Genomic DNA, 11,352 nt, shown 5'->3' with positions numbered 1-11,352 from the left:
GAGCCGCATCCACCCAGGAGGCCGCATGAGCACCACGAGCACGCGCGAGAACGAGCAGGACGGAGTCGTCACCCGGACGGGCAACAGGTGGGTCGTCCTCGCCGGAGGTGTCCTCGTCCAGCTCGCCATCGGTGCGGTCTACGCCTGGAGCACCTTCAGCAAGGCGATCCAGGCGGACCCGTCCGCCATCGAGCTGTCCAAGGTGCAGGCCACCATTCCCTTCGAGGTGGCCATCGGCATGATCTTCGTCGGAACCTACCTCGGTGGCCGGATCCAGGACCGGCGTGGCCCCCGCGTCGTCGCCCTCGTCGGCGTGACGATCTACTCGATCGGCATCATGCTCGCGAGCCTGACGCGCGACGCCAGCGACCTCTGGCTGCTCATCCTCGGCTACGGCGTGCTGGGGGGTTTCGGGCTCGGCCTGGCCTACATCGTGCCCATCGCCATGCTGCAGAAGTGGTTCCCCGACAAGCGCGGGCTCATCACCGGCATCGCGGTCGGTGGCTTCGGCTTTGGCGCAGTGATCACGTCGCCGCTGGCGCAGCGGATGATCCAGGGCAACGAGGACTACCAGCGCTACCCGACCAAGGTCTTCCTGTGGCTCGGCCTGGCCTATCTGGTCGCCGGTCTCATCGGGGCGTCCTTCTTCCGCAACCCACCCGAGGGGTATGCCGCTGCGAGCGCTGCCCGCACCCCGGCGGCGGAGTCAGCGGCTCCGAAGCGCAACGCCGCCGGTCGTGACTTCACGCCCCAGGAGGCGCTCAGCACGCCTCAGTGGTACATGCTCATGTTCATCCTCACGATCTCCGTGACGGCCGGGATCTCGCTCATCTCCGTGGCCGCCGGCACCGCGACCGACGTCGCCGGCTTCACGGCCGGGGGAGCCGCGACCCTCGTGGGCGTCATGGGCCTGTTCAACGGCGGTGGGCGCATCCTCTGGGCCGCAATCTCGGACCGGATCGGACGGCGACCGGCCTTCATCGGCATCCTCGGCCTCCAGGGCCTCGCGCTGCTGGCCATCCCGCACGCGGGGAGCCAGGCGGTGTTCTACATCCTCTGCGCCCTCGTCTACACCTGCTACGGCGGGGCCTTCGGGACCATGCCGTCGACGGCCGGCGACTTCTTCGGCGTCAGGCACTCCGGGGCGATCTACGGCCTCATGCTCCTGGGCTGGTCGATCGGTGGCATCGTCGGCCCGCTGCTCATCTCGTGGCTCATCGGCGAGGACCAGGCCTACACACTCGGCTTCACCGTCGTCGGCATCATCGCGCTGGCCGGTCTCATCCTGCCGATCGTCGCGCGCCCGCCGAAGCACACCTGAGGGCAGGCCCGCACATCACTCGCGGACGTCGGCCGGCCCCTGCGTCAGCGGGAGGCCGGCCGATCGCCACGCCTCGACACCACCGATGACGTCGGTGGCGTCGACGCGCCGACCCGGCGCAGGGAATCGGCCGCGAACGACGAGCTGTAGCCCTGGCGGCAGATGACCACCACGGGTACGCCGTCATCGGCCTCGGCGATCCGGTGCGGTGAGCTCGGGTCCAGGCGCCACTCGAGCACCGTGCGGTCGATGACAATCGCGCCGGGCAGCTCACCCTGACGGGCGCGCTGGCTGGCAGTGCGGGTGTCGACGAGGAGCGCTCCCTGCCCCTGCGCCGCGAGTGCCTCTGAGGGCGTGAGCCTGCGCAGGTCAGCCCGCGACTGCTTCAGGGCCTCCGACACCCGGGACGGGGCGGTCGGCGCCGGTCGGTGCTCCGGCGTCATGCGACCGCCAGGACCACGCCGTCGCCGAGCGAACCCGCTGGAACGGTCTCACCCACCACGGGAGCGCCCGGCACCTCACCGACGACGAGCAGGCCGCCCGAGGTCTGGGCGTCCGCGAGCAGGATGAGCTCGTTCTCGCTGACCCCTGCGGCCACGTCGAGGTGCGGACGGACCCAGTCGAGGTTGCGGCGCGAACCACCCGGCACGTTCCCAGCCGACAGCGCCTCCCGTGCCCCTTCGACGTAGGGCACGGCGCTGGCGTCGACCCGCGCGGCGACGCCCGATGCGCGCCCCATCTTGAACAGGTGACCGAGCAGTCCGAACCCGGTGACGTCCGTGGCAGCCCGTATGCCGGCGGCCACCGCCGCGCGCGAGGCGTCACGGTTGAGGGTGGTCATGACCGCAACGGCCTCCTCGCTCCTCTCTCCGGTCGACTTGTGCCGGTTGTTGAGCACCCCCAGCCCCAGCGGCTTGGTGAGGCTGATGGGCAGCCCCGGGGCGGCCGCGTCGTTGCGCAGCAGGCGCTCCGGGTCGGCGGTTCCCGTGACGGCCATGCCGTAGGTGGGCTCCGGACCGTCGATGCTGTGCCCACCGATCACCGGGCAGCCTGCCTGGCCCGCCACGTCGAGGCCGCCGCGGAGCACCTCGCGCAACAGCTCCATCGGCAGCAGCTCGCGCGGCCACGCCACCAGGTTGATGGCCATCACGGGAGTGCCGCCCATCGCATAGATGTCTGAAAGTGCGTTGGCGGCGGCGATCCGTCCCCAGTCGTACGCGTCGTCGACCACGGGGGTGAAGAAGTCGGCCGTGGACAGCACCACCACCCCGCCCTCGATACGCACGGCCGCGGCGTCGTCGCCGTCGTCGAGCCCGACGAGGACCTCGCCACCGGAGAAGGGACCGGACCCACCGCTCGCGTGGAGACCCGCCACGAGCTCCTCGAGCTCTCCGGCCGGGATCTTGCAGGCGCAGCCACCGCCACGCGCGAACTGGGTCAGGCGCAGTGCTTCCATGCACTGAGGCTAGTCACCTGTCTAGGGTGGTGGGCGGAGGCGTCTGGGTTCCTGGTGGGCCCCCCGGTCTTCAACACCGGTGAGACCGAGTACCTCGGTCTGGCGGGTTCGATTCCCGTCCGTCTCCGCCACACACGTCGAAGGGCTCCGGCCTTCGCCGCACCGAAGGGAGCCCTGGGTTGAGCGACGCCGATCCTCGCCGGAGCATTCCGCGCACGGACGTCCTCCTCGCGGATCCGAGGCTGATGGACGCGGCGGGGCGACTCGGCCGGACGATCGTGCGCCGGGCCGTGTCCGGCGCGCAGGACCGGGCCCGCCGGGGGGAGGTCCTGCCCGACGAGGTCGCCGACGCCGCGGTGGCGCTGCTGCCGCGCCGGGCCTCGACGTTGACACCGGTGCTCAACGCCACGGGCATCGTCGTGCACACCAACATCGGTCGGGCCCCGCTCTCGGCGGCGGCGGTACAGGCGGTGCTGGACGCGGCCGGTCATGTCGACGTCGAGATGGACCTCGCGACGGGGGCACGCAGCCGACGCGGGGCCGGCGCGCTGTCCGCGCTGCGCGAGGCGGTCCCCGCCGCCGGTGACGCGCTGGTCGTCAACAACGGGGCTGCGGCCCTCGTCCTCGCGACGACGGCGCTCGCGGCGGGTCGTGAGGTCATCGTCTCGCGCGGTGAGCTGGTCGAGATCGGGGACGGCTTCCGGCTTCCCGACCTCATCGCGTCGACCGGCGCCAGGTTGCGCGAGGTCGGCACGACCAACCGCACGCACCTGCGCGACTACATCGACGCGGTCGGTCCAGAGACCGGCTGCATCCTCAAGGTGCACCCGAGCAACTTCCGGGTGGACGGGTTCGTCTCGGCCGTGGGGCTCGCGGAGCTGAGGGCGGCTCGCCGGCCTGACGGCTCACCCGTGGCTGTCGTGGCCGACATCGGCTCGGGACTGCTCACCCACGACGCCGCGCTCCCGGATGAGCCGGACGCCACGAGCGCCCTGGACGATGGCGCCTCCCTCGTGACCGCGAGCGGTGACAAGCTGCTGGGCGGACCCCAGGCCGGTCTGGTCCTCGGTGACGCGAGCACCGTCGAGCTGCTGCGTCGCCACCCGCTCGCCAGGGCCCTGCGGGTGGACAAGCTCACCCTGGCTGCCCTCGAGGCGACGCTTCGCGGGCCGGAGCCGCCGGTGTGGGTCGCGCTCCACCTCACCGCAGACGAGCTCCGTCCCCGCACCGCGCGGCTCGCCCAGGCGCTCGGCCGTGACGTGGTCGGCGTGGAGGGACGCGTCGGCGGTGGCGGCGCTCCGGGGTTCGCCCTGCCCGGGTGGGCCGTCGAGATCCCGGTCGCTGCGGTCGAGCGCCTCCGTCGGCCACCGGGGGACATCCCAGCCGTGCTGGCACGAGTCGAGGGCGGCCGGGGACTCGTCGACCTCAGGTGCGTCCCGGCCGAGCGCGACGATGACGTGCGCGACGCCCTGGCGGTGGCACTGGCGGACGAGGACCGGGCCCCGTGAGGTCCGTGCTCGCCACCGCCGGCCACGTCGACCACGGCAAGTCGACACTCGTGCGTGCGCTCACCGGGCGCGACCCGGACCGGCTGGCGCAGGAGAAGGCCAGGGGGATGACGATCGAGCTGGGCTACGCCTGGACGAGTCTGCCCAACGGGGACGAGGTCGCGTTCGTCGACGTCCCCGGCCACGAGCGCTTCGTGGGGACGATGCTCGCCGGCCTCGGGCCCACGCCGGCGGTCGTCTTCGTCGTCGCGGCGGACCAGGGCTGGCAGGCGCAGAGCCAGGAGCACCTCGACGCTGTGTCGGCACTCGGCATCGGTGACGGGGTCCTCGTCGTGACGCGCTGTGACCTCGCCGACGAGGAGCGCCGCCACGAGGTCGCCGAGGACGCGGCCCGGCGCCTGGGGGAGCGGGGGTTGGACGTTCCTTGCGTGGGCGTCTCCGCCGTCAGCGGTCTCGGGATGGACCTCCTGCGCGAGGAGCTGGCCGGCCTCGTGGCCAGACTGCCGGTCCCCGCGCAGGATGCCCCCGTGCGGCTGTGGACCGACCGCTCGTTCTCGGTCAGCGGTGCGGGGACCGTCGTCACGGGGACGCTGGGTTCGGGAACGCTGCAGGTCGGTGACACCCTCACCCTGCTCGACGCGGGCGTCAGCCGTGAGGTCGTCGTGCGCGGCCTGCACAGCCAGGACGTCGCCCAACAAGCCGTCGGTCCTGTCTCCCGCGTGGCCGTGAACCTGCGACGGGTCGACTCCGCCACGCTCTCGCGTTCCGCCGTCCTCCTCACGCCGGGATCCTTCGCCGTGGCCAGCGTCGTCGACGTCCGGCTCACGCCCGTCCGGGTGCCGCACCGCCGAGCCGGCGGTGGGTCCAGCACGCCGGGCGCCGGACGTGTCGAGGGCGGGCACTGGGATTCACGGCGAGAGGACCACCTCCCGGACTGGGCGGTGCTGCACGTGGGATCGGGCCACCAGCACGTGGGTGTCCGACCTCTCGGTGGGCACCACGCGCGACTCACGACGGAGCACGCCCTGCCGTGGCGCGTGGGTGACCGGGCGATCCTGCGGGACCCCGGCGGCAGGCAGCTGTGGTCTGTCCTCGTCACCGACGTGGACCCGTTGCCGCTGCGTCGCCGGGGAGCCGCAGCACGCCGGGCCAAGACCCTCGAGCAGGGTGGGGCGCCCTCCGACGTGAGGCTCGCCTCGCGTGGTGCGGAGCACGGGTTGCAGCTGTCCCGGCTGGGCCTGCCCATGCCCGCCAGCGGCGTGCTGGTCGGCGAGTGGTGGGTCGACCCGTCCGCCGAGCGGGAGTGGGCGGCCCGTCTGAGCGAGGCGGTGCGTCGGCATCACGCCGCCCATCCGCTCAGCGCCGGCCTCACGAGTGCCGAGGCCCGGCACGCCCTCGACCTGCCAGGGCACCTCCTGCCTGCCGTGCAGGGCGGCAGCCTCCCGGCCGGGACCGCAGCGCCGGGGCCCGAGCTGGTGACGCACCTCGCCGTGCTGTCCCAGCTCGCCGTGACGGACGGCCGGGTGCACGACCCGCGCGTCCGGGAGGCCTCGGACCTCGGTCCCGCAGAGGCTGGCGTCGCCGCGGTTGAGCGGACCCTGGGCCAGTCGCCCTTCGCCGCCCCCGACCGTGACCTCCTCAGTGAGCTCGGGCTCGGGGCGAGGGAGCTCGCAGCGGCCGCGCGCACCGGGAGGTTGCTGAGGCTCGCCGACGAGGTCGTCCTGCTGCCCGACGGGCCGGCGCGGGCCATGCGAGTGCTCAGCTCGCTCGAGCAGCCCTTCACCCTGAGCGCTGCACGGCAGGCCCTCGGGACCACCCGCCGAGTGGCCGTACCGCTGCTCGAGCACCTGGACTCACGAGGCTGGACCCGCCGGGTCGACGGCACCCTGCGCACGGTCAGGGGAGCCAACGGCTGACGGGTTCCGTGATCGGTGACCGGTGGCCGATGGCCGTGGCCAGTGCGAGGCTGGCCCCATGGACCAGCGCGTCTCCTTCATCACCCTGGCCGTGCACGACCTCGCGGCATCACACCGGTTCTATGCCGAGGGCCTGGGCTGGACGCCGGAGCTCTACGCCCCGGGCGAGGTGCTCATGTTCCGCGCCGGGCCGCAGACCGTCCTCTCCCTGTGGGACCGCGCGCACTTCGAGGCAGAGGTCGGCACGCCTGCCCGGTCGGGCCCGTGCGTCGTCCCGGTCACCCTGAGCCACAACGTGGGCACGCACGCAGAGGTTGACGCCGTGCTCGCCGAAGCCCGAGCAGCCGGTGCCGGTGAGGTGTCCGGGGCCGTCGAGCGCGAGTGGGGCGGCTACACCGGCTACTTCGCCGACCCCGACGGCTTCCGGTGGGAGATCGCGTGGAACCCCGGACCCGTGGGGCAGCTGGTCCTCCCGCCCGTGTCCGACGCCACCTGAGGGGTGTCCATGACGAGGGACGTGGGCTGAGAGACTGGGGCGGACGGCATACCCACTCTTGTTGCAAGGACTCCTCGTGCCCCCACGCCAACGCTCCTCCGGCGCCACGATCATCGCTGTTGCCAACCAGAAGGGTGGCGTCGCCAAGACCACCTCGGTCGCCTCCCTGGGAGCCGCCTTTGCCGAGCTCGGCAAGCGGGTCCTGCTCGTCGATCTCGATGCCCAGGCCTGCCTGACGTTCAGCCTCGGCGTGGACCCGGACGAGGTCGAGGAGTCGATCCACCACGTCCTCCTCGGCCAGGTCGACGCGGCCGACGTCGTCATCGAGTGCGAGGACGGCGTCCACCTGCTCCCCAGCTCGATCGACCTCGCCGGTACCGAGGCCGTCCTCCTCGGACGCCCCGCTCGTGAGTACGTCCTGCAGACCGCCCTCGCCGGCGTGCGCAAGGACTACGACATCGTCCTCATCGACTGCTCTCCGAGCCTGGGGGTGCTCACCCTCAACGCGCTGACGGCCGCGAGCGGCCTCATCATCCCCATGCCCTGCGAGATGCTCAGCCACCGCGGAGTCGGGCAGCTCCTCGACACCGTGGCGGACGTCAAGAAGTTCCTCAACAAGAAGCTCAAGGTCATCGGCATTCTCCCCACCCTGTTCGACGGACGCAGCAACCACGCCCAGGAGGTGCTGGCCGATGTGGGCGAGCGCTACTCGCTGCCGGTGCTCTCGCCGCCGATCCCGCGCACGGTGCGTTTTGCCGAGGCGCCCGCCGTCGGCCGCTCCATCCTGGCGACGTCACGCACCTCCAAGGGCGCGCGTGCCTACCGCGACGTCGCGCAGTCCCTCGCCCCGACGCTGTAGGCGTCTGGCGAGGCTCCGGCGTCGCGCGTGTCACTGAGCCCGGCTCGGCGGGTTTACGGTGGATTCATGCCCACTACGACTTCCGCCCTGTCCGTCCCGTCCGCCGGAGCCCCGTTCCAGGCCGTCGAGATCGAGCGCCGCGACCTGCGCGACGACGACGTCCGCATCGACATCGCCTTTGCCGGCATCTGCCACAGCGACATCCACACCGTGCGTGACGAGTGGGGTGCCGCGCACTACCCGATCGTCACCGGTCACGAGATCGCCGGCACGGTGAGCGCGGTCGGTGACGGCGTGACCAAGTTCAAGGTCGGTGACCGCGTCGGCGTCGGCTGCCTCGTCGACTCCTGCGGAGAGTGCGAGCACTGCAAGAACGGCCAGGAGATGTTCTGCTCCAAGGGCTCCGTCGGCACCTACAACAGCCAGAACTACGACGGCGAGTGGGCTGCCGGCGGCTACAGCCAGCAGATCGTCGTCACCGAGCGCATGGTCATGAGGGTCCCCGAGGGCATCGAGCTCGACGAGGCCGCCCCGCTGATGTGCGCCGGCATCACCACCTACTCGCCGCTCAAGCGCTGGGGCGCCGGCCCGGGCCGCAAGGTCGCGGTCGTCGGAGTCGGCGGCCTGGGGCACATGGCCGTCAAGCTCGCGGCAGCGATGGGTGCCGAGGTCACGACCCTCTCGCGCTCCATGGCCAAGGCCGACGACGCCAAGGAGCTGGGCTCGAGCAAGCACATCGCGACGAGTGACGCCGAGGCCATGAAGGCCGCGCGCGCCAGCTTCGACCTCATCGTCAACACCGTGAGCGCCGACCTCGACATGGACGACTACGTCCGGCTGCTGCGCCCGAACGGCGCCCTCGTCAACGTCGGACTCCCGCCGAGCAAGCTCGCGGTCAACCCGGGCAGTCTCATCGGCGGCAACAAGGTGCTCTCCGGCAGCAACATCGGCGGCATCGGTGAGACCCAGGAGATGCTCGACTTCTGCGCCGACCACGGCATCGGCGCGACGATCGAGAAGATCGACGCGAGCGACACGACGACGGTCGACACGGCATACGACGAGGTGGTTGCCGGCAAGGTGCGCTACCGCTACGTCATCGACACGGCCACGATCACCCCCTCTGCCTGACCTCACCATTTCCGGCTGGTCACAGAAACGGAGGGTTCGGCCCGCAACAGTTCCGGGCTGAACCCTCCGTTTCCCGTATCAGCCGGAAAAGGTGTTTCCGTATGCCGGGGAGTCGGCTCAGTCGGTCGACGCGGCCGGCTTGCCGGCACGGGTGCGGCGGCGGCTGCGGTTGCGACGCGGGGCAGTCGCGCCCTCGGAGTCGCCGCTGGCCTGGGGAGCGTCGCTGCGAGGACGGTCGCTGCTGCGCGCGCCGCCGTCACGGGAGCCGCCGTCGCGACCGCCACGCGAACCACCGTCACGCAAACCACCGTCGCGTCCACCTCGGCCACCGCTCGGGCGACGACCGCCGGACTTGCCGGTCTCGCCGAGGTCCTCGAGCTTTTCGGCGCCGAGCCCGGCGCGGGTCTGCTCGGACTTGGCCAGACGTCCCTTGGAGCCGACCGGGATGTCCATCTGCGCGTAGAAGTGGTCCGACGAGGAATAGGTCTCCTCGGGGTCCGGGATGCCGAGGTCGAGCGCCTTGTTGATCATCGTCCAGCGGTGCAGGTCGTCCCAGTCGACGAAGGTCACGGCGATGCCGGTCTGGCCCGCGCGGCCGGTGCGGCCGATGCGGTGGATGTAGGTCTTCTCGTCCTCGGGGCACTGGTAGTTGATGACGTGGGTGACGTTCTCCACGTCGATGCCACGGGCAGCCACGTCGGTGGCGACGAGGACGTCGACCTTGCCCGACCGGAACGCACGCAGTGCCTGCTCACGAGCGCCCTGACCGAGGTCACCGTGGATGGCGGCGGCGGCGAAGCCGCGGTCGGCGAGCTCGTCGGCGACCTTGGCGGCGGTGCGCTTCGTGCGGCTGAAGACGATCGTCAGGCCACGACCATTCGCTTGGAGCATGCGGGCGAGCATCTCCACCTTGTCCATGGCGTGGGCGCGGAAGACGTGCTGCGTGACCGCCTTGACGGTCTGCGAGGTGTCGCCCTCGCCCTCCTGCATCGCGCGGATGTGCGTCGGCTGCGTCATGTAGCGACGGGCGAGTGCCACGACGGCGCCCGGCATCGTGGCCGAGAACAGCATGGTCTGGCGGGCGGGCGACGTCATGGCGAGGAGCTTCTCGACGTCGGGCAGGAAGCCGAGGTCGAGCATCTCGTCGGCCTCGTCCAGCACGACGGTCTTGGCGTGCGAGAGGTCGAGGTGGCCCTGCTTGGCGAGGTCGATGAGGCGCCCCGGGGTGCCGACGACGACCTCGACACCCTTGACGAGCGCGTCGATCTGCGGCTCGTAGGCGCGGCCACCGTAGACGGTGAGGACGCGGATGCCGCGGAGCTTGCCGGCGCGCTCGAGGTCGGCGGCCACCTGCACCGCGAGCTCGCGCGTCGGGGCGACGGCCAGGGCCTGGGGCTTGCCCTTGTGGGTGAAGCCCTCCCATGCGTCGTCGCCACGGGCGATGACCTTGTTGAGGAGCGGGATGCCGAAGCCGAGCGTCTTGCCGGTGCCCGTCTTGGCCTGGCCGATGATGTCGTGGCCGCCGAGCGCGACGGGCAGGGTCATCGCCTGGATCGGGAAGGGCGTGGTGATGCCGTGTGCGGCGAGTGCGGCCACGATGTCGGGGTGGACGGGGAAGTCGGCGAAGGTCTGCTCGACCGCCGTGGCCTGCTTGGTCGCCTCGATGGCGGCCTCGTCGGGGATCGCTTCCGCGGTCGCGTCGGCAGGGAGGAGTGATGCGTCTGTCATGGGAGCTCTCTGGTCGGCGGCGTCACGCAGGTGATGCTTCTCGCCGCTGTGGCGGGCCGATCGGAGGTCTTCGGGCGGGCTCTCGTCAGGAGAACCTCACAGAGGCGTGCGTCGTGCCGACCGGGCACCGTGGACCCTCTCAGCCTACCGTGCCGTATGCCGTCCGCCCGCCGAGGTGCCAGTGGCTAGGCTGCGCAACATGGAGACCAACGGTGCGCCGGGACTGGGGGACCCGGCATACCGGGCAGCGGTCGTGGACCTGCTGGGGGTGCTCGCCTACGGCGAGCTGACGGCCTGCATCCGGATGGCCACGGACTCCGACCTTGCGCCGTCGCTGCGGATCAAGGCGCAGATGGCCGGCTTCGCCGCGACCGAGTACCGCCAGTACGAGCTGCTGGTGGACCGGCTCGGCACCCTGGGGGTGGACGCCGAGACCGCGATGCAGCCGTTCGTGGTCCCGTTCTCCGCGTTCCACGACCGCACCCGGCCCAAGAGCTGGGTCGAGGGCCTGATCAAGGCGTACGTCGGCGACGGCATCGCCAAGGACTTCTACCGTGAGATGGCTTCGTTCGTCGACGAGGAGACGCGCAGCGTCATGGACCACGCGCTCGACGACGCGGGTGCCGGTGACTTCATCGTCTCCGTCGTGCGTGACGAGATCAGGACCAACCGCAAGGCCACCGGCAAGCTGAGTCTGTGGGGTCGCCGGCTGCTCGGCGAGGCGCTGAGCCAGGGCCAGTCCGTCGCCGTCGAGCGGGATGCCCTTTCGGGCTTGCTCGTCGGCGGTGGAGCCGACCTCACCGCCATCGGTCAGATGTTCACCCGGCTCACGGACCGGCACAGCCAGCGCATGGCGCGCCTCGGCCTCACCGCCTGAGTCCCTCTGCCTTCCGTCTCATCGGCGGAGGTCGCGTATTCACGCTGCGCGCTCAGTTGC

The 11,352-nt window shown here is 71.4% G+C and carries 10 protein-coding genes and 1 tRNA gene; 8 read left to right on the top strand and 3 right to left on the bottom strand.

Annotated features, from left to right (window positions below):
- Positions 1–25 precede the first annotated feature (25 nt).
- Entirely contained in the window at positions 26–1,321 is a 1,296-nt protein-coding gene (locus ASG74_RS06435; RefSeq protein ID WP_056140400.1) for an L-lactate MFS transporter, read from the top strand.
- Between the two features lie 44 nt (positions 1,322–1,365).
- Here the strand turns inward: ASG74_RS06435 and ASG74_RS06430 are convergent, their stop codons facing one another.
- A complete protein-coding gene (locus tag ASG74_RS06430) occupies positions 1,366–1,764 on the bottom strand; it encodes a rhodanese-like domain-containing protein (RefSeq protein WP_235498845.1) in 399 nt (132 codons plus the stop codon).
- Positions 1,761–2,777: a selenide, water dikinase SelD gene (gene selD, locus ASG74_RS06425; protein ID WP_056140397.1), complete on the bottom strand. Its 1,017-nt coding sequence runs from the start codon at positions 2,775–2,777 to the stop codon at positions 1,761–1,763. Before selD ends, ASG74_RS06430 begins: the two co-directional genes overlap by 4 nt.
- Positions 2,778–2,812: 35 nt before the next feature.
- Between selD and ASG74_RS06420 the strand changes: the two genes are divergently transcribed.
- The 6 genes from ASG74_RS06420 (at position 2,813) to ASG74_RS06395 (ending at position 8,687) form a co-directional block, all read left to right on the top strand.
- A tRNA-Sec gene (locus ASG74_RS06420) sits at positions 2,813–2,908 on the top strand.
- Between the two features lie 48 nt (positions 2,909–2,956).
- A complete protein-coding gene (selA, locus tag ASG74_RS06415; protein WP_056140394.1) occupies positions 2,957–4,285 on the top strand; it encodes an L-seryl-tRNA(Sec) selenium transferase in 1,329 nt (442 codons plus the stop codon).
- Positions 4,282–6,201 (top strand): selenocysteine-specific translation elongation factor, encoded by a 1,920-nt coding sequence (selB, locus tag ASG74_RS06410; RefSeq protein WP_082569566.1) that lies wholly within the window; start codon positions 4,282–4,284, stop codon positions 6,199–6,201. The genes selA and selB overlap by 4 nt, the downstream gene beginning before the upstream one ends.
- A 58-nt stretch (positions 6,202–6,259) precedes the next feature.
- The gene (locus ASG74_RS06405) at positions 6,260–6,697 is read left to right on the top strand and encodes a VOC family protein (protein ID WP_056140391.1); all 438 of its coding nucleotides are present in this window, start codon (positions 6,260–6,262) and stop codon (positions 6,695–6,697) included.
- Positions 6,698–6,773: 76 nt separating this feature from the next.
- The gene (locus ASG74_RS06400; RefSeq protein WP_056140388.1) at positions 6,774–7,556 is read left to right on the top strand and encodes a ParA family protein; all 783 of its coding nucleotides are present in this window, start codon (positions 6,774–6,776) and stop codon (positions 7,554–7,556) included.
- Positions 7,557–7,622: 66 nt separating this feature from the next.
- Entirely contained in the window at positions 7,623–8,687 is a 1,065-nt protein-coding gene (locus ASG74_RS06395) for an NAD(P)-dependent alcohol dehydrogenase (RefSeq protein WP_056140386.1), read from the top strand.
- Between the two features lie 117 nt (positions 8,688–8,804).
- Here the strand turns inward: ASG74_RS06395 and ASG74_RS06390 are convergent, their stop codons facing one another.
- Complete coding sequence (locus tag ASG74_RS06390) at positions 8,805–10,415, bottom strand: DEAD/DEAH box helicase (RefSeq protein ID WP_082569565.1); 1,611 nt, start codon at positions 10,413–10,415, stop codon at positions 8,805–8,807.
- Between the two features lie 199 nt (positions 10,416–10,614).
- On the opposite strand from ASG74_RS06390, the gene ASG74_RS06385 reads away from it, so the two are divergent.
- Positions 10,615–11,292, top strand: coding sequence for a ferritin-like fold-containing protein (locus ASG74_RS06385; protein WP_056140384.1), 678 nt, complete (start codon positions 10,615–10,617; stop codon positions 11,290–11,292).
- The last annotated feature ends 60 nt before the right edge of the window (positions 11,293–11,352 follow it).

The organism is Knoellia sp. Soil729 (assembly GCF_001427985.1).
GTDB lineage: Bacteria > Actinomycetota > Actinomycetes > Actinomycetales > Dermatophilaceae > Knoellia.
This window is presented reverse-complemented; position numbering and strand designations above follow the sequence as displayed.